This is a genomic window from Flavobacterium lipolyticum (genome assembly GCF_020905335.1).
GTDB classification, from domain to species: domain Bacteria; phylum Bacteroidota; class Bacteroidia; order Flavobacteriales; family Flavobacteriaceae; genus Flavobacterium; species Flavobacterium lipolyticum.
The window spans coordinates 2,497,420-2,517,354 of record NZ_JAJJMN010000001.1 but is presented as its reverse complement, the minus strand read 5'-3'; the positions used below and the strand labels follow the sequence as shown (position 1 = coordinate 2,517,354).

The window sequence follows — 19,935 nt, the reverse complement described above, 5'->3', positions numbered from 1 at the left end:
TAATTAACATTTAATTGGCAACATCTGTTCTAATAATTTTATTTCGCTGTTTTTTACCAGAAAATAACCTATTGTTACGAACGCAAAAATATACTTTTTATTATTTACTATAACATGAAATACTATATTTTTACCTACTAAAATATTTTTAATTAAAAACCGTTTTATCCGCTAATGAAACAAGTCCTGATCTTATATCTTTTTCTCCTTCCATTTATCTCATTTTCTCAGATAAATGGCGACTTTACGTTAGATTGGCAAAACAAAAAAGAGATGAGTTTTGGCGACTCAAAATTAAAAATACCGTATTTTTCCGGAAACAGTTTTCGGTATGATACTACTAAAAAAAGCATAATATTACTGCTCAATCTGACCGAATCCGGTTATTCAAACTACAATTCGATTCAAATTTTCAATGTCGTTTACGAATCCGTTTCAACTGCCGACCTGGGCGACCTTTCGCTCGAGAATATCCCTGAAAAACCAAATGAGTCTCTTAAAACAACTACCTCAAGAGACCTAAAGCAGGTATTCTTATCATTATCGCCTATTATAAAAGAAGGAAACAGCTTCAAACGAATCCGATCTTTTTCTTACAAAAAAACCTCCGACAGCACTGCGAAAAACAGTACCTCTTCTTCTTTTCAAAAAGCAAATACGGTTTACAATTCTGTATTAGCTACGGGAGACTGGTATCGTTTTTACATTGAAAAATCGGGCATCTACAAAATCTCGAGATCTTTTCTTCAAAGCCTGGGATTTGACCCCGGAAAAACAGATCCAAGAAGAATTAAAATTTATGGAAATGGAGGAAAAATGCTTCCTCTTGCCAACAACGCTTATTATCCGGAAGATCTGGCAGAAAATGCGATTCAGATCGTTGGTGAAACAGACGGTGTATTCAACAACGAAGATTATATTCTTTTTTATGGTGAAGGCGTTGAAAACTGGAACACAGAAAGCCAGACTAACCTGAACTTGTACGACACCAAATCCTATTATTATATTACCACTACAGGCAGTGATGGAAAACGAATCGCTCCTCTAAATCAACCCACCGGCAACAGCACTTTAGAGCTCAATACTTTTGACGATTATCAATTTCATGAGATCGACAAAATAAACATCGCTCATTTGGGACGCCAGTGGTGCGGAGAATCTTTTGACATTACTCAGGAGCAGGAATTCAGCTTTAACTTTCCCAACATCGACACTTCAGTCCCTGTAAAAATAGAACTCAAAGCAGCCTCTGCAGCCTACACTCCTACTTCGTTTACCATTTCGGCCAACGGACAAAACATCGGAAGCCTTAATTTTCAAGCCTTGGCACTAAATGCTGATATCAAATATTACAATCAGGAATTACCCTCCAACGCAGCCTTTACCGGAGCCGAAAATGTAAAAATAAAACTCACCTACAACAACAATGGTGTTCCCGGATCAAAAGGCTATCTTGATTTCATAAATCTGACTGCCAAAAGAAAACTTCTAGGCATCGGTAAACAATTCAGATTTCAATACAATTTAGCAGGTTCAACTCCCGGAATAGCCAATTACACCATCGGAAATGCCGCCGCCATTTCTCAAATTTGGGACGTTACTGATCCTACTAACACCTTAAAAGTAGAAAACAACAACCAAGCCAACTTAAGCTTTAAGGCATCGTTGGGTGAAATCAGAACATACATCGCCCTTGACCCTGCCGATTATTACGCTCCTTTAAAAGAAAGTCAATCTAAAGTTGCGAACCAAAATTTAAAAGGAACACTTTTCAGGAATGCGCAAAACAGTTTTCAAGACATCGACTATATAATCGTGACGCCAAAAATCCTTGTTTCTCAAGCTGAAAAACTAGCTACTTTCCACCGGATAAATTCTAATTTGAATGTAAAAGTAATTCTACTGGAGAACATCTACCAGGAATTCTCTTCCGGAAAACAAGACGTGGCAGCCATTAGAAACTGCATTCGATACTTGTACAGCAACGCTTCTGCTTCCGAAAAAAGACTTAAATACGTAAATCTGTTCGGAGACGCCTCATTTGACTACAAAGACCGGATTACAAACAATACCAACATTGTACCGGTATATCAGTCCGTGGTCAGCAACTCTACAGGAGAAGCCTCATTTGCCTCAGATGATTTTTACGGGCTTATGGATGCCAATGAAGGGGTTGTCGTTTTCCCTTTTGGAGGAATTGATATCGCTGTAGGCAGAATGTTAATTTCAGACAATGCTCAGGCAGCAGAAATGGTCAACAAAGTTTTAGAATACCACGACCAGAAATCATTTGGAAACTGGCGCAACAATGTTGTTATGGTAAGTGACGACTCTGACCGAACCTCAGACACAACCTTACAATCACGCCAAAACACCCTGGCCGATGCAATCTCAACCCAAAAACCATTTTTAAACGTAGAAAAGATTTTCCTCGATGCCTACGCCCAGGAAGCTTCCGCAGGAGGATCGAGGTACCCGAAGGCAAGAACCGATATATTTAATGCTTTTGAAAAAGGTGCTTTAGTCTTTAATTACCTTGGACATGGCGGCGAAGACGGTCTCGCAGCCGAAAGAATCTGGGAAAAATCAGACGGTCAAAACCTGAACAATCAATACAAATACCCCTTATTCATTACAATAACCTGCGAGTTTTCGAGATTTGACGACCCAACAAGACCAACCGCAGGAGAATATACTTTTTGGAACCCAAAAGGAGGCGCCATCTCCATGCTAACCACCATTCGCGCCATAGGACAATACAATGCAGAAAATTTTAATGACAGCCTGAACAAAAACCTGTTCTCATACGGATCCAACCAATACACGAGCATCGCCGAAGCACTTCGAATTTCTAAAAATGAAAACCCAAGCTCATCCAGTAATGTTATTTTTTACATTGGCGATCCTGCTTTGATGCTTGCCATTCCGAAACCAAAAATCAGTTTAACAAAAATCAATGACATTGCGATTTCTCAGCCTATTCCCGACTTTAAATCCTTGTCAAAAATTAAAATCACAGGAGAAATCACAGACGAAAACAACACGCTGTTAAGCAATTACAACGGCGAACTGGCAACCGCCATCTTCGACAAATTAATCACCACCAGCACCCTAAATAATGATGGATATAGCCCTGCAATGTCATTCAAAATACTGGGAGAAACTATCTTCAGAGGAAATGCTTCGGTAACCAACGGTCAGTTTGAATTCAGCTTTGTTGTACCCCGAGACATCCGTGTTCCTGTTGATTATGGCCGAATCAGCTTTTACTCCAAGAAAAACCAAACACTTGAAAATCAATCAGGTTACAACACCACTATAAAAATTGGAGGAATAAATGAAAATGCTCCACAGGACAATATAAGTCCAAAAGTGAAGTTATATATGAACGATGAAACTTTTGTATCGGGAGGAATTACAAACGAATCGCCCTTTTTACTGGCGTTTCTTGAAGATGAAAACGGAATCAATACAGCAAGCGGAATCGGGCATGATATTACAGCAGTGCTGGACGGCGATGTAAGCAATCCTTTTGTTCTAAATGATTATTATCAGACAAAACTTGACGATTACACCAATGGAAATTTACGTTTTCCATTGCGAAATCTTGCTGCCGGAATGCACACGATAACATTTACAGCATGGGACGTTTACAACAATCCCGTAACGAGTGAAATACAATTTATAGTTGTTGGAAATGAATCGCTGACCTTAACACACGTTCTTAATTATCCTAACCCATTTTCAACCTATACGCAATTTTGGTTTTCACACAACAGGCCTTACGAACCTCTGGATGTGCAAGTTCAGGTAATGACTATAACCGGAAAAGTCGTTTGGACAAAAAACCAAATCGTCACCACAGAAGGTTTTTTATCGAGAGAAATCACCTGGGATGGAAAAGATGATTTTGGCGATCGAATCGGGAAAGGCGTATACATTTACAAACTCACTGTCAAATCTAATTTAACAAATAAAAAAGCAGAAAAATACGAAAAGCTTGTCATTTTATAATATTCTATATATTTGTATCACCAACACCATACCTAACATAAATGAAAAAAATATCGCTTCTATTAATTTGCCTTTTAATTATTCCGTACGCAAAAGCTCAAAACATTGAACGCCCTATTACTACAGGAGTACCTTTTTTACTAGTCGCAGCTGACGCAAGAGCTGCAGGTTTAGCCGATCAGGGTGTCGCTACATCAGCCGACGCTTATTCGCAACAATGGAACCCTGCGAAATATGCTTTCTCCGTAGACAAGCAAGGATTTTCTATCAGCTACACCCCTTATTTGACAGACTTAGCCAATGATATTTCATTAGGTCAGGCAACCTATTACAACAAAATTAACGACCGAAGTGCCTTCGCAGGAAGCTTTCGTTATTTTGGCTTTGGGGATATTGAACTAAGAACAACCGGAGACCCAAATGAAGCCGCAAGAATCGTTTCTCCAAATGAGTTTGCCTTAGACGGTTCTTACTCTTTGAAATTAAGCGAGAAATTCTCCATGGCGGTAGCCGCAAGATACATTCGTTCTAATCTGAAAATTGCTTCTGAAGAAGTTGACGCGTCAGCTTCAAGCACTTTTGCGATAGACGTTGCCGGATTCTACCAATCAGAAGAAATCGCTTATGCTGATTTTAACGGAAGATGGAGAGGTGGTTTCAACCTGCAAAACCTTGGACAAAAAATAAGCTACGATAACGACGATATCAGTTCTAATTTTTTACCGGCAAACCTTAGATTAGGAGGAGGTTTTGATTTCATCTTAGACGACTATAACAAAGTAGGTCTTAGTGTTGAATTTACCAAACTTTTAGTTCCAACGCCTCCGGGAGCAGGAACTCCTGTAGATGCAAACGGTGATGGTGATTTTACAGATCCGGGAGACATTTCTCAGGCACAAGCTGATGCAGCAAAATACAAAACCTACAAAGACATTGGTTGGGTATCCGGAATTTTTAAATCTTTCGGAGATGCTCCGGGTGGTTTCAGTGAAGAATTAAAAGAAATCACTTATAGTGTAGGTGCAGAATATATGTATCAGGATGCTTTTGCTGTAAGAGCAGGATATTTTCATGAAAGTCCTGTAAAAGGAGCCAGACAATTCTTCTCTTTAGGAGCAGGATTCAAATACAATGTAGTAAAAGTTGACGTTTCGTATTTATTTTCAACATCAAAAGTTAAAAATCCGTTAGAAAATACACTTCGTTTTTCTTTAACCTTTAACTTTGGCGACAAATACGAAGTTTATTAAAACCAGAAAATAAAAAATTAATAACAATCCAAATTCCTGTTTCTTTAGGAATTTGGATTTTTTTTCCCTTAAACAGAAATGAAAGAAATAAGCATTACATCATCCTTCAACATTTACAATAACCTTGAAGAACTCCCAAAAGACATTCAGGAGTTAATGAGTCAGGCGGTCGAAGTTCGCAAAAAAGCATATGCGCCCTATTCTCAATTTCGGGTTGGAGCTGCTTTACTTTTAGACAATGGAAAAATAGTGATAGGATCTAATCAGGAAAATGCAGCATATCCTTCGGGATTATGCGCCGAACGTGTTGCCATTTATCATGCCGGAAGTGTATATCCGGAAGCTAAAATTCTAAAAATAGCCATTACAGCAGCTTCAGACACTAATCAAACCACAGCACCGATTCCGCCTTGTGGATCTTGTCGTCAATCTATTGCAGAATACGAGATCAGACAGGACACCCCTATTGAAATCTTTTTTATGGGAGAAATCGGAGAAGTTTACAAATCGGCATCCCTAAAAAATTTACTCCCGTTTATGTTTGATAAAAAGTTCTTGTAAAAAAAAGCCAAAAAGTAGCTTTTAAATTTTACTTCTTACTAGGAATGTCTTATTTTTGCATCCCGACCTTTCGGGCGCAAATTTGTGGGAGGAAACTATTTTGCGTTACAGGCAACAATTGATAACACAAACAAACTTTAGCAAAAGAAAGAATTCAGATGAAAGAAGTTACAAAAGAGGTATATTTAAAGTGGTACGAAGACATGCTACTTTGGAGGAAGTTTGAAGATAAACTTGCAGCATTATACATTCAACAAAAAGTTAGAGGTTTTCTACACCTATATAATGGTCAGGAAGCTGTATTAGCAGGAGCTTTACACGCTATGGACCTGACCAAAGACAAAATGATTACTGCTTACAGAAACCACGTACAGCCAATCGGTATGGGAGTTGATCCGAGACGTGTAATGGCTGAACTTTTAGGAAAAGCAACCGGTACCTCTAAAGGTATGGGAGGATCTATGCACATTTTCTCTAAAGAACACCGTTTTTACGGAGGACACGGAATCGTAGGTGGACAAATTCCGGTAGGAGCTGGTTTAGCTTTTGCAGATAAATATTTTGAAACAGGAGGAGTTACTATGACCTATTTTGGTGATGGAGCTGCGAGACAAGGTTCTTTACACGAAGCTTTCAACATGGCAATGTTATGGAAATTACCGGTTGTATTTATCGTTGAAAACAACGGTTATGCAATGGGAACTTCTGTGGAAAGAACTGCAAACCACACCGACATCTGGAAACTTGGTTTAGGATATGAAATGCCTTGCGGACCTGTTGACGGAATGAACCCGGTAAAAGTTGCCGAAGCAATGACAGAAGCAATCGACAGAGCACGTCGTGGTGACGGACCAACTTTCCTTGAAATGAAAACGTACCGTTACAGAGGACACTCTATGTCTGACGCACAATTGTACCGTTCTAAAGAAGAGGTAGAAGAATACAAAAAAATTGACCCTATTACTCAGGTTTTAGACGTAATTATGGATCAAAAATACGCTACAGAAGAAGAAATTGAAGTAATCGACCAAAGAGTAAAAGACCTGGTTGAAGAATGTGTGAAATTCGCTGAAGAATCTCCATATCCTGAATTACAACAATTGTATGATGTAGTATACGCACAAGAAGACTATCCATTCACACCTCATAAACTATAAATCAATGGCAACAATTATTACAATGCCTCGTTTGAGCGATACTATGACAGAAGGAACGGTAGCGACTTGGCTTAAAAAAGTAGGCGACAAAATTAGCGAAGGAGATATCTTAGCTGAGATTGAAACAGACAAAGCAACAATGGAATTTGAGTCTTTCAACGAAGGAACTCTTTTACATATCGGAATACCAGCGGGAGAAACTGCTCCTGTTGACTCTTTATTAGCAATCATTGGAAACGAAGGAGAAGATATTTCTGCTCTTTTAGCCGGTGGTGCTACCCCTGCTGCAGAAGCACCAAAAGCGGAAGCTGCCCCTGCTGCAGAAACAAAAACAGAAACTGCTGCTCCTGCAAAAGCAGCAACTGAATTACCAAAAGGTGTTGTAGTAGTTACTATGCCACGCTTGAGCGACACGATGACTGAAGGAACAGTAGCTACCTGGTTGAAAAAAGTAGGTGATGCTGTTGCTGAAGGAGATATCTTAGCAGAAATTGAAACAGACAAAGCTACTATGGAGTTTGAGTCTTTCAATGCTGGTACTTTATTATATATCGGAATTCAGGAAGGAAATACAGCTCCTGTTGACAGCTTGTTAGCGATCATCGGACCTGCCGGAACTGATGTTTCGGGAATTTCTGCAAACTATACTGCCGGAGGTGCTGTAAGCGCTCCTGCAACTGAAGAAACTAAAGCTGCTCCTGCTGCTGAAAAAGCAACAGAAACGGTAGCCGAAACTTCAAACGGAGGAAGAATTCTAGCTTCGCCATTAGCGAAGAAAATCGCTTCTGACAAAGGAATTTCATTAAATCAGGTTAAAGGTTCAGGAGAAAACGGACGTATCGTGAAAAGCGATATCGAGAACTTTACTCCTGCTGCACAAACACCTGCTGCAGCTGCCGCAACTACAACTTCTGCTGCTAAACCACAAGAAGCCGCACCTGCTGCACCAAAAGTATTTGTTCCTGCCGGAGAAGTTTTCACAGAAGAGATCAAAAACTCTCAAATGCGTAAAATTATCGCAAAACGTTTGGCAGAATCTTTATTTACAGCACCTCACTACAACTTAGTGATCGAAGTAAGCATGGACGAAGCTATGGGAGCAAGAGCAACAATCAATACGGTTCCGGATACAAAAGTATCTTTTAACGATATGGTAATTAAAGCTTGTGCTTTAGCCTTGAAAAAACACCCAAAAATCAACTCTCAGTGGAAAGAAGATGCAATCATCATCAACCACCATGTAAACATTGGTGTTGCTGTAGCAGTTGAAGACGGATTAGTAGTTCCTGTATTGAAATTTACAGACGCTATGAGTTTATCACAAATTGGCGCAAGCGTAAGAGATCTTGCCGGAAGAGCAAAAAACAAAAAACTGGGACCACAGGAAATGGAAGGAAGCACCTTTACCGTTTCTAACCTTGGAATGTTTGGTATCACTGAATTCAATTCAATCATCAACCAGCCAAACTCTGCAATCCTTTCTGTAGGAGCAATTGTAGAAAAACCGGTAGTAAAAAATGGTCAGATTGTAGTTGGAAACACCATGATGCTTTCATTAGCATGTGACCACAGAACAATCGACGGTGCAACCGGAGCTCAGTTTTTACAAACATTAAAACAATACATCGAAAGCCCGGTGACCATGTTAGCATAATTTTTATGCCCATGTCCGTCTGAGCAAAGTCAAAATGACTGAGCAAAATCGAATGTCCGTCTGAGCGAAGCCGAACGTCAGTCTGAGCGAAGTCAAAATGACTAAGCGAAGTCGAATGTCCGTCTGAGCGAAGTCGAACGTCAGTCTGAGCGAAGTCAAAATGACTAAGCGAAGTCGAATGTCCGTCTGAGCGAAGTCGAAGACCCCCCTCATAATAAAATCCCGTCCTGAAGTTTTTCGGGACGGGATTTTTTGTTTAATTTTCATCCTCAAATCCAAAACACATAAAAATGAAGAAAATAACTCTTGTAGCTTTATTCTTAGCAGCTCTTGCCTGCCAGAAAAAAGAACAAACCGAAAAAAATACAGCCGTCATTGACGAACACAGCTATTCTAAACCTGAACTCGCTGTCGTTAAACACCTTGATCTCGATATCAAAGTAGATTTTGACACACAAACCATTACCGGAAAAGCATCGTGGCAAATTGACAATGTTAGCAAAGGAAACGAAATCATCTTCGACGAAAACACGCTTAACATTACCAAAGTAACCTTAGGAGACGAAGAAAAAGAAACGAAATTCAAACTTGGCACCGACGTAGAATTTCACGGAAAACCACTTCACATTACTATCGAACCCAACACTACTAAAGTTAACATTTACTACAGCACTACTAAAGACGCAGTGGCACTACAATGGCTAACTCCGGAACAAACGGCAGACAAAAAGAAACCATTCTTATTCTCTCAGGGCGAAAGTGTTTGGTCCCGTACCTGGATTCCATGTCAGGACTCACCGGGCATCCGTTTTACGTACAATGCAAAAGTTACGGTTCCTAAAGATTTAATAGCCTTAATGAGCGCTGTTAATCCGCAAAAGAAAAACGACACCGGAGTTTACACCTTCAAACAAGACAAAGCAATTCCTTCTTATCTAATGGCTATCGCTGTTGGAGATCTTGAATTTCAATCTATCGACAAAAGAACCGGAGTTTACGCAGAACCTTCTTTACTGAAAAAAGCAGCATGGGAATTTGCCGAATTAGGCAACATGGTAGGCGCTGCCGAAAAACTATACGGACCCTACCGTTGGGGACGTTACGACGTACTGGTTTTACCACCAAGCTTTCCTTATGGCGGAATGGAAAATCCAAACCTAACTTTCCTTACTCCTGGCGTTATTGCAGGAGATCGCTCTCTAACAAGCCTTTTAGCACATGAGCTAGGACACAGCTGGAGCGGAAATTTAGTAACTAATGCCACCTGGGATGATATTTGGTTAAACGAAGGATTTACGACTTATGTAGAACACAGAATTGGAGAAGCCATCTTTGGAAAGAAAGAATTTGAAATGCAAAACGTTATCACAAACAAAGAATTAGTCGATAATGTAGCTGAATATGGAAAAGAAAATCCGGACACGAGATTAAAAGTTAGTCTTACCGGAAGAAATCCGGACGATGGAATTAGCCAAATACCGTATGTAAAAGGATATGCATTTTTAAGAGTTATTGAGAATGCTGTTGGCCGTGAAAAATTCGATCCGTTTATTAAAAATTATTTCGATTCACATGCTTTCCAATCGATCACAACAGAAGACTTCGTAAAATATATTAACGAAAACCTTATTAAAGGCGACAAAGCTCTGGCAGATAAAATAAAACTGGACGAATGGATTTACAAACCGGGAATTCCGTCAAACATCCTTCCGGTAAGTTCTCCTGATTTTGATGCGATTGATAAAATCCAAAAAACATGGAGAGAAACAGGCGTAACAGGTCTAAGTAAAAAAATTACAACAACTGCCGAAAAACAGCATTTTATCGATCATCTTCCAACTGACATTACAGCAAAAGAGATGGAAGCTATTGACAAAGAATTTAACTTTACAAAAGGCGGTAACTTCATCATCAAACGTCAGTGGTTTGCGCAAGCCATTGAACACCAATACAAAGCAGCCAATCCTGCTATTGAGCAATTTCTAATTGGAATAAGCCGAACCGGATCGGTAATGATGTTGTACAAAGAAATGGTTAAAACTCCTGAAGGAAAAGCATGGGCTAAACAGATTTTCGAAAAAGCAAAATCAGGTTACCATGCTACAACTATTCAGGCTGTTGAAGGCATTTTGAAATAGTATTCAGTATTCAGTTTGCAGTCGCAGCTCTCAGTCGCAGCTCTCAGTCTCAGCTCTCAGTCGCAGTTCTCAGTCGCAGCTCTCAGTCTCAGTCTCAGTCTCAGTTTACAGTAACTGGGACTGAAAACTGCCAACTGAATACTTACTTATTCTTCGCTTCAATCCACTTTGACATGTACATGGTGCTTTTATAAGCATGATGCTGCAATAAACTCCCCATAAAATTATGCAAACGATGGCTTTTAGCATCCATTAACAATGAATTTACCACAGACATGAATCCATCTGAGTATTTATCTTTCAAATAACACTCGTTGATAATTGCAACTCCCTTTTTCTGAGCCTCGTTCCAAAGATTCTCATCCTGATAAAGTCTAATTGCTTTCTTAGCAAATTCAGCTGCATCATCTTCTATAAAACCATTCCAGGGTAAATTAGCATGCATCGCTTCAGAACCAATTGCAGTGGTCACACTTGGCGTTCCGCATTGCATAGCTTCTAACAATTTCCCTTTTAAACCTGCTCCAAAACGAATTGGCGCCAGTACAACTCTTGCATTTTTCACGATTTCGACAGCATCTACTGCCCTTCCCATGATATAAAATCCATTCTTAGGCTGATGGATCTGCAGTACTTTCTGTGACGGATAAGCGCCGTAAATTTCCAAAACAGCCGCAGGGAAATCTTTTTTGATCAAAGGCCAAATTACTTCTCTTAAGTACTGAACCGTATTCCAATTGGGCTCATGAAAGAAATTCCCAATAAAAACAAACGTATTCCTTTCTTCAAATGATGGTAATTTCAAAAGATCATCTTCAGACATAGAATCTGTCAAAAAAGGAAGATACAAAAGTAAATCGGCATTGATTCTGAACTTGTCTTTTAGAACATCCATTTCAAACGTCGAAATAATCAAAGACAAATCACATCTTAAAATACTGGCAATTTCTCGTTTTGCTACTTCTTCAGAAAAAAGATCTGTCACTTCAAACTTTCGATTTTCTTTAAAAGCCTTTTGCCTGGCAGCGCGTAAACAATGTAAGTCTTCGGTATCGAGAATCCGAATCGCATCAGGACAGTTTTCCGTCACTCGCCATCCAAATTGTTCTTCGATCATAAAACGATCAAAAAGAACAACTTGCGGGTTTAGTTCCTTTACAAAATCATCAAAACTGGCCGAATTGAGCTCAATGCTTTTTTTCGCTACTCCGAACTCAGACAAATCCACCATAAAATCGCTGTCTAATGCCGCACTGACAAATGTGATGTCAAATTTATTCTGTTTAAAAATAGAAATTAACTGCATCATTCTTCCTCCGGCAGCAGACGAATTTGGCTCGGGCCAGACAGAACCGATAATTAAAAGTTTTTTCATTGGATTCATTTACATTGCATTCAAGCTACAAAATAATGCTTTTTTGAGCGTATTCACATGGAATTTCCTGTTTTTTGGTCATAAAAATGAGTAATTTTGCAGCATACAAATTTCGGAATCAATTATGTTAGGATTAAAATTAGCCACAGACCCGCGCTGGGTAAATATAGTAGAATCAAATATCGAAGAGATTTTGACGGATCATGCGTGGTGCGAGCAAAAAGCAGCTTCAAATGCCATCAGCTTAGTGACTTACAATTCTGAACTGGAAGAATTGGTTACCGAAATGCTTGTAATCGCCAGAGAAGAGCTCGAACACTTACAAATGGTGCACGATATTATCAAAAAAAGAGGTTTGACCTTAGGGCGTGAACGAAAAGATCACTATGTAAATGAACTTTTTAAATTTATGAAAAAAGACGGAAGCCGCAGAGATGCTCTTTGCGACCGTCTGTTGTTTTCGGCTATGATTGAAGCCAGAAGCTGTGAGCGCTTTAAAGTACTTTCTGAAAACATAAAAGACGAAGAACTGGCTAAATTCTATCGCGATTTAATGATTTCTGAAGCTGGTCATTATACTACATTTTTAGGTTTTGCACGAAAATATACCGACAATATCGATATTGATAAACGCTGGAAAGAATGGATTGAATTTGAAGGCTCAATTATTACCAACTACGGAAAAAGCGAAACCGTACACGGATAATATTCTTTTAAACTCGATTTTCATTTTTTACCTATAAATACCACAACTTGTTATGTCTACAAATAAAATAAAGACCATTTTACTAAAAACGGCTAAATACCTTGGGATTACCTTTGTTGTCATTATAGGACTACTATTCCTTACTCCCATTATTTTTGAAGATCAAATCAAGGAACAAATTAAAAAAACCGCTAACGAAAAGCTAAGTGCAGAATTGAATTACTCTGATGTTTCGGTTTCGTTTTTTCAACATTTCCCTTCGCTTACTTTAACCTTAAGCGATTTACACCTTAACGGATCGGCTCCTTATACAAAAGAAAAATTCATCACTGCGAAAGAAGTTTCGTTTGGTATCAATGTAGCCAGTCTGGTTTTCAGCAAAGAAGTAAAAATCGATCAGATTTATTTATCAGATTCCTTTATCAATGTAAAAGTAAACGAAGAAGGAGAAGCCAATTACAATATCTACAAATCAAATTCTCAGGCCGAAGCCCCTAAAGACAGTACCGAAACCGCTTTAAAACTGGAACGAATTGAAATTTTAAACAGTAAAATTGTTTACGATGACAAATCAACCAAAATCCATTTTGATGCGTTCGGGTTTGATTATTTAGGAAAAGGAGATTTAAACAAAGCCGTTTTTGATTTGTATTCGAAAGCAAAAATTGAAAAATTGAATATTGTTTATGAAAACGAACCTTATTTAATGAATAAAAAAGTGAACGCTGATTTGATTACAAAAGTCAACGTCAACTCCCTGTCCTTTTATTTCCAACAAAATAACCTTAAAATAAATGATCTTGTGGTCGACTTTATAGGGAAATTCGACTTCCTGAAAGACGGTTATAATATGGATTTTGTGATCAAATCAGACAACAGTGATTTACACGATGTTTTTACCGCCTTCCCTCCAAAATACATTACCTGGCTGTCGAAAACAGAATTAAAAGGAAATACCAACCTGCTTTTAACTTTAAAAGGAGACTATATTGCCGCACAGAACATTGCACCGGATCTTAATCTGGATGTAAAAATAGACAGCGGATTTGTCAATTATAACAAAAGCGCCTTTCCGGTTTCCAATTTAAATTTAGAGATCAAAACAAAAGTTCCCTCTTTAAATCCGGATCTGCTAATTGTTGATGCTAAAAATCTTTCGTTGAACATGAACAAAGATTATTTAAATTCGAAATTTTATGTAAAAGGCATAAAAACCCCGGATATCAACGCCGATTTTAAAGCCAAAATTGATCTTGGAAAATTAATGCAGGCACTTGGAATTCCGAATATCGTTTTAAAAGGAAATCTGGCAGGAGACGTAAAAGCTAATGGGAAATTTGACTTAAAAAACAAACTTCTTCCCGTTACCAACGGAACTATTGACTTGGTAAACGGTTACCTAAAAACACCTTATTACCCAAATCCGATCACAGACATCACCATCAAATCTAAGATCGAGAACCCTAAAGGAACTTTTGGCGATTTAAAAATAAACCTAAAACCTGCTCAGTTTACTTTTGAAGGAAAACCTGTTTTCGTAGAAGCCGATTTGAGTAATTTTAATGATTTGGCTTACGACATCAAAGCCAAAGGAGAACTGGACGTGAACAAAATCTACAAAGTTTTCTCTCAGCAAGGACTTGATCTGGACGGTTCCGTAAAAGCCGATTTGGTTTTAAAAGGAAAGCAAAGTGATGCCGAAAAAGGGAATTACCGCAAGCTGTACAACAAAGGAACACTTGAACTTAGAAATATTGGAATAACTTCTGAATATCTTCCGAAGAAATTCATCATCAAAGAAGGTATTTTCAAAATCAATCAGGATAAAATGTCCTTCAATAACTTTTTGGCTGCCTACGGTCAATCTGATTTCAGGCTAAATGGTTACCTGCAGAACGTTTTCAATTATGCTACTACCAATACTGGTGTTTTAAAAGGCTCTTTTAAATCGACTTCACGCTATATCAATGTGGACGAATTTATGTCGGCTACCCCGACAAATACTTCGGTTACAGAAACCAAAACGGAAGCCCAGCCTCAAAAGCAACCTGCACAAACTGGTGTAATTATAATTCCTGCCAATTTGAATCTGCACTTTACAGCCAACGCTCAAAAAGTAAATTTTGACAAATTGAATCTTTTAAATGCTGTTGGAAATCTAAGTATGAACAAAGGCAAACTGAACATGCAGAATACCGGTTTCAATCTAATTGGCTGTGATGTTAGTATGAATGCCAATTATCAGGCGATAACTCCTAAAAAAGCCAATTTTGACTATGCGATTAAAGCCTCTGATTTTGACATCAAAAAAGCCTACAACGAAATTGAAGTCTTTAGAAAAATGGCCAGTGCCGCAGAGAAAGCACAAGGAATTGTTTCTTTAGATTACCAATTAAAAGGCCGCTTAGACAGCAATATGTCTCCGGTTTATCCATCGCTTGCAGGCGGAGGAACGCTTTCGATAAAAGATGTAAAAGTTCGCGGATTGAAAATGTTTAGCGCGGTAAGCAAACAAACCAATACAGAGTCGATCAAAAATCCGGATCTTTCGAAGGTGGACATTAAAACCACCATCAAAAACAACATTATGACGGTAGAACGTTTTAAGTTTAAGTTTGCAGGCTTCCGACCAAGAATCGAAGGTACCACAAGTCTGGACGGAAAACTAAACCTGAAAATGCGTCTGGGCCTTCCTCCGTTAGGAATTTTTGGAATCCCATTAACCATTACCGGAACTCAGGATAATCCAAAAATAAAAGTGGGAAGAAAATCCCAAAATCTAGAAGAAACAAAAGATACTGAAGAATAAAATCAGAAAACCTGTTCATAATGAGCAGGTTTTTTTATTCAAGAGCCTCTTTAAATTTTATTTGTTGGTTTTCTTATGATGATTTTCAGCTAAAACTTCGTTAAATTTTTCATACAATAGCGCTGCTATTCTATAAAAATTTGCCTTGTTTCGCTCGAAAATCCTTTAATAATTAAACCTCAAAAATAAATTCTAAACAGACTCTAAATCAAATTATATTTATAGTTTTGAATAGCAATGCAGTGTACTCATGAAACAATCTAAAAAAGGAGAGTTTTACGGCCAGACCAACAAAACGATTTCTCTTGAAGGAATAACGTTGACTGATACCGTATATACACACCCTACAGTAGACAGGCACTATCATGAGCATGCTTACTTCACTTTTATCCTGCAGGGCAATGTAATTGAAGGGAACAAAAAAGAGGTTTACAATTGCGCTCCCGGAAGTCTCTTGTTTCATAACTGGCAAGAACCACACTACAACATCAAACCGGAAGGCTTTACCAGAGGTTTTCATCTTGAAATTGAAAAAAAATGGTTTGACGACCTCACCTTAAACAGCAACAACCTGCAAGGAAGTACAACTGTCCTAAACCCCGACATCAAACTTTTGATGTATAAAATTTTCAGAGCGACCAAAATTGACGATTTTCATTTTGACCTTTCTACACAAACCCTGTTAATTGAAATCTTATCCAAACTAAATGGCGACTTTGAAGCCATAAAACATAAAAATCCTAAATGGGTTACAATGATTGATGAAATCCTTCACGATCAGCTTACCGAAACCATTACGCTTGATTATTTATCTAAAACATTAGGCATCCACCCTATTCACCTGTCAAGAGATTTTTCAAAGTATTTTCATTGCAATCTCGGAGAGTACATAAGAAAATTAAAAGTAGAAAAAGCACTTTCACTCATTGCTCTTCAAAGCAAATCCTTAACCGAAATTGCGTACGAATGCGGTTTCTCTGATCAGAGCCACCTGACCCGATCCTTTAGAGAAATAAACGGACTGAATCCTTCCGAACACAAAAAAATACTGTTCCAAAAATAAACCAGATGTTAATCCTGTACAATTTTTAGAATTTATTGCAGACTAACTTTGCCTTTCAATCTAATAATCAATCAAATGACAAAACACTTTCTTTTACTCGCCTTACTATTTTGCAATGGCATCATTTCGGCACAAAACAATAATCTGTTCAAACCCGATGCGATTACAACCGAACTGCATAAAAACAACATTGGTAAAGTTACTTTTATGAAAGGCAACATTCCTTTGGACCAGTATAAAGAATCTGATATTCTGAAATCTTTTGAGCTAACCTACAAATCTGATTTGAATATCAGGGTTTTCATGAACAACTCTGTCATCAATTACTTGCACCAATTGAATCCTGAATTATCTGCAGATCAACTTTTAACAACCGGAAACCTTCAGTTTGCCTTTTACATCGACAATAAACCCCTCTACACTGAAAACCTTAACTACGGATGCAGTTTTGGATCAGCAGGCAGTAAAAACACCTCAACAACCTTTAGAGTCCCTTTGACCAGTACAAAAAAAGAAGACTGGTGGTCTATTTATCTATGGGAAAGATTCAAACTTAACGGCGGAGAAAAAGCCCTAACCAACGGCAAGCACAAACTAAAAATCGAAATTCGCCCTTACCTTAAATCCGATAAAAACAATGAGATTAAAACAGGAGATTTAATTGCAAAAGGAGAAGTTCAGCTCATCTTAAAAGCTCCGAAACTAACCGCCAAACAAATCGAAGTTCAGCCTATCCAACCTAACAGCGGCTGGGAAGTTTCGAATTTTGCTTTTGACAAGAAGAAAATTGAAAAACTCAATGCTGCTATTGCCAGCTACAATTTGAAGGAAATTACAAGCATCGTTGTAGTCTACGATAAAAAACTACTGCTTGAAGAATATTTTAATGATGCTAACCGAAACACTTTGCACGATACCCGATCGGCAGGAAAATCTTTTGCGTCAACCTTAGCCGGAATTGCCATAAACGACGGCTATCTTAAAAATGAAAATCAGACTTTAGACCAATTTTACGATTTAAAGAGTTTTACAAATTACGACCCAAAAAAAGACAGCGTAAAAATAAAGGACTTACTCTCCATGAGCTCCGCTTTTGAAGGATCTGACCAAAATAGCGATTCTCCCGGGAACGAAGAAAACATGTACCCTACAGACAATTGGGTGAAATTCACTTTAGACTTACCTATGGACAAATCCAAAACCAATGGCGGTCAATGGGATTACTTTACGGCCGGTGTGGTTTTATTGGGCGATATCATCCATAAATCTGTTCCTGGAGGATTAGAAAAATATGCCGATGAAAAGCTTTTTAAGCCTTTAAACATTACTCATTACCAATGGCAATATACTCCTCAAAAAGTAGCGAATACCGCAGGAAGCCTTCAAATGACAGCACTGGATTATGCCAAATATGCGCAATTATACCAAAATAATGGCCTTTGGAATGGTAAACAAATTCTAACGACTGATTGGGTTCAAAAAACCCTAACCCACCAGTTTCAGATTCCCGAAAGAGAAAACCAATACTACGGTTATCTGTTTTGGAACAAAACTTTTACTTTTAAAAATACTCCTTACGAAACCTATTACTGCGCCGGAAATGGTGGAAATGAGTTTATGATTTTCAAGAACCTTCCGCTTGTCGTGATCATTACTTCAAAAGCCTACAACAAACCTTATGGGCATGCACAAGCTGATACCATTGTACAGGATTATATACTTCCATCAATATTAAAATAAAAGTCAGGATCAGGCTCAAAAAGGCATTCACTTTACTGTAAAGCGCGTTAGAGATGGCGATTGCTGTTCTTTTGCGATCTCTAATGGCTTTGCATTTTCTAAAATTACCTGTCATTAAAGATTTAACGTACAGGATTTTTTGAGAATTATATTAGTCCTTTACTAAACAGACAATGTTTCGGAAACATATAAAATACCTTTTGCCAACAACCACAACAAGGCCGCCATGCCTAAAAGTCCCCAAGTCCAGTTGCTGCTTCTTTTCCAACTGAAGAAAAATGTCGGGATTTCCCAATATTTAATCACGATAAAAGTGCTTACTCCAATTAATGAAACCCAAATCATCTCCGCAGAATGAATGTAAAAACTATAAAATAAAACCGAGGCAAAAAAGAGCGTTGTCACAAATTGTAAATAATAGTAATTCTTATAATTGCGTTTGTAATTATCCTTAAGCGACAACAGCAAAAACGATACAATTAGCAAACTCGTCAAAGCGGTTATTACATATGAAAAAATTGCATTATACTGCCAAATAAGGAACCCGTCTATGATTAGCGCCAAAACCACACAAGCTGCGAGCGAGTAAACACTTCTTTCAATATAAGTATCTTTCTCTTTATAGGGTATCAGAATCGGGTACATATATTTCTCTAAAATTCGCCAAAAAGGCAAAGCACAAATAGCCGCCATTACAGCAATCACAATTTCATAATTATACACCGTGTCCGCCGGAACTTTATACAAGAGATAAAACAGCGCCACAGTAACGATAATAGCAGGCAGGCAAATTGTTTTTACAGTTTCCCACTTATCATCTCCCCAGAAATTATTCTTTATTTCAAAAATATATTTCTGGACCAAATATTTACGGGTAAAAATTGCTGTGGACTGACTCCATAGCAAAAACAAACCTGTATGAATTACTATCGTCCGCAATGTCATTTCTTCTATAAAACACCCCCAAACAACGCAAGCAGCCCCTACTAACAAAAATTCGTACGTTAATAAAATTGCCGAAAATAAAAGTCTGAATAAGGGAGCAAACTGATTGATCAGGATACCGATCAGTGAATTCCAATAATTGCGCAACAAACCTATTATCGAACATATTGCAAAAAATGCCGAGAGATACAACATCCAATTGGTCAGCGATTGTGTTTGCATCCATAATTGAACTGCAGAATTTTTTACGGGAGTATAGACTATATGAGAGTTGGCGTAAATTTCGTTCGCTAATTGATTTCTTATCGTATCCTTTAGTCCAGAAAATTGTTTTTTGTGCTTTTGCCAATAAACAGTAGCATCAGAACCGCTTTTTTGCAAAACAGCAAACTCGTATAAAATCTTTTTTTGAGCATCGGTCAATGATGCAACTTGCTCGGGAGAGTGAATTTCTTTTGCAAACAGGCTTGTACAGAAAAGAAACAGGAGGAAAACTATTTTTTTCAAAATTTGGATAGATTAA

General features: G+C 38.1%; 12 protein-coding genes. 10 read left to right on the top strand and 2 right to left on the bottom strand.

The genetic code is table 11. From position 1 onward, the window contains the following. The first annotated feature begins 174 nt into the window (after nt 1–174). The 6 genes from porU to LNQ34_RS11055 all read left to right on the top strand — a co-directional run bounded on the left by porU (nt 175) and on the right by LNQ34_RS11055 (nt 10,774). Entirely contained in the window at nt 175–4,014 is a 3,840-nt protein-coding gene (porU, locus tag LNQ34_RS11080; RefSeq protein ID WP_229999729.1) for a type IX secretion system sortase PorU, read from the top strand. Nucleotides 4,015–4,055: 41 nt separating this feature from the next. Further along, a complete protein-coding gene (porV, locus tag LNQ34_RS11075; RefSeq protein ID WP_202702522.1) occupies nt 4,056–5,264 on the top strand; it encodes a type IX secretion system outer membrane channel protein PorV in 1,209 nt (402 codons plus the stop codon). 78 nt (nt 5,265–5,342) lie between these two features. Then, nucleotides 5,343–5,825 carry a cytidine deaminase gene (cdd, locus tag LNQ34_RS11070; protein WP_202702523.1) on the top strand — a complete coding sequence of 161 codons (483 nt, stop codon included), beginning with the start codon at nt 5,343–5,345 and terminating at the stop codon, nt 5,823–5,825. Nucleotides 5,826–5,983: 158 nt separating this feature from the next. Continuing rightward, a complete protein-coding gene (gene pdhA, locus LNQ34_RS11065) occupies nt 5,984–6,982 on the top strand; it encodes a pyruvate dehydrogenase (acetyl-transferring) E1 component subunit alpha (protein ID WP_056190513.1) in 999 nt (332 codons plus the stop codon). Nucleotides 6,983–6,986: 4 nt separating this feature from the next. Next, nucleotides 6,987–8,636 (top strand): dihydrolipoamide acetyltransferase family protein, encoded by a 1,650-nt coding sequence (locus LNQ34_RS11060; RefSeq protein ID WP_229999720.1) that lies wholly within the window; start codon nt 6,987–6,989, stop codon nt 8,634–8,636. Nucleotides 8,637–8,926: 290 nt separating this feature from the next. Next, a complete protein-coding gene (locus LNQ34_RS11055) occupies nt 8,927–10,774 on the top strand; it encodes a hydrolase/aminopeptidase (protein ID WP_202702525.1) in 1,848 nt (615 codons plus the stop codon). A gap of 142 nt (nt 10,775–10,916) precedes the next feature. Here the strand turns inward: LNQ34_RS11055 and LNQ34_RS11050 are convergent, their stop codons facing one another. Continuing rightward, a complete protein-coding gene (locus tag LNQ34_RS11050; RefSeq protein WP_229999718.1) occupies nt 10,917–12,158 on the bottom strand; it encodes a glycosyltransferase in 1,242 nt (413 codons plus the stop codon). Nucleotides 12,159–12,273: 115 nt separating this feature from the next. Here LNQ34_RS11050 and LNQ34_RS11045 point away from each other — a divergent pair, with 115 nt between their 5' ends. From LNQ34_RS11045 to LNQ34_RS11030, 4 genes are all read left to right on the top strand, one after another. Then, entirely contained in the window at nt 12,274–12,855 is a 582-nt protein-coding gene (locus LNQ34_RS11045) for a MiaE family protein (protein ID WP_017497237.1), read from the top strand. 52 nt (nt 12,856–12,907) lie between these two features. Continuing rightward, nucleotides 12,908–15,664, top strand: coding sequence for an AsmA-like C-terminal region-containing protein (locus tag LNQ34_RS11040; protein WP_229999716.1), 2,757 nt, complete (start codon nt 12,908–12,910; stop codon nt 15,662–15,664). 250 nt (nt 15,665–15,914) lie between these two features. Further along, nucleotides 15,915–16,727 (top strand): helix-turn-helix domain-containing protein, encoded by an 813-nt coding sequence (locus LNQ34_RS11035; RefSeq protein ID WP_229999714.1) that lies wholly within the window; start codon nt 15,915–15,917, stop codon nt 16,725–16,727. Between the two features lie 75 nt (nt 16,728–16,802). Beyond that, on the top strand, nt 16,803–18,467 hold the full coding sequence (locus LNQ34_RS11030; protein WP_229999712.1) for a serine hydrolase domain-containing protein: 1,665 nt from the start codon (nt 16,803–16,805) through the stop codon (nt 18,465–18,467). Between the two features lie 162 nt (nt 18,468–18,629). On the opposite strand, the gene LNQ34_RS11025 is transcribed toward LNQ34_RS11030, so the two are convergent. Further along, nucleotides 18,630–19,919: a hypothetical protein gene (locus LNQ34_RS11025; RefSeq protein WP_229999710.1), complete on the bottom strand. Its 1,290-nt coding sequence runs from the start codon at nt 19,917–19,919 to the stop codon at nt 18,630–18,632. Nucleotides 19,920–19,935: the final 16 nt, after the last annotated feature.

Coding starts and splice junctions, on each gene's coding strand:
- porU (WP_229999729.1), top strand. CDS start 175: ATGAAACAAGTCCTGATCTTATATCTTTTTCTCCTTCCATTTATCTCA.
- porV (WP_202702522.1), top strand. CDS start 4,056: ATGAAAAAAATATCGCTTCTATTAATTTGCCTTTTAATTATTCCGTAC.
- cdd (WP_202702523.1), top strand. CDS start 5,343: ATGAAAGAAATAAGCATTACATCATCCTTCAACATTTACAATAACCTT.
- pdhA (WP_056190513.1), top strand. CDS start 5,984: ATGAAAGAAGTTACAAAAGAGGTATATTTAAAGTGGTACGAAGACATG.
- LNQ34_RS11060 (WP_229999720.1), top strand. CDS start 6,987: ATGGCAACAATTATTACAATGCCTCGTTTGAGCGATACTATGACAGAA.
- LNQ34_RS11055 (WP_202702525.1), top strand. CDS start 8,927: ATGAAGAAAATAACTCTTGTAGCTTTATTCTTAGCAGCTCTTGCCTGC.
- LNQ34_RS11050 (WP_229999718.1), bottom strand. CDS start 12,158: ATGAATCCAATGAAAAAACTTTTAATTATCGGTTCTGTCTGGCCCGAG.
- LNQ34_RS11045 (WP_017497237.1), top strand. CDS start 12,274: ATGTTAGGATTAAAATTAGCCACAGACCCGCGCTGGGTAAATATAGTA.
- LNQ34_RS11040 (WP_229999716.1), top strand. CDS start 12,908: ATGTCTACAAATAAAATAAAGACCATTTTACTAAAAACGGCTAAATAC.
- LNQ34_RS11035 (WP_229999714.1), top strand. CDS start 15,915: ATGAAACAATCTAAAAAAGGAGAGTTTTACGGCCAGACCAACAAAACG.
- LNQ34_RS11030 (WP_229999712.1), top strand. CDS start 16,803: ATGACAAAACACTTTCTTTTACTCGCCTTACTATTTTGCAATGGCATC.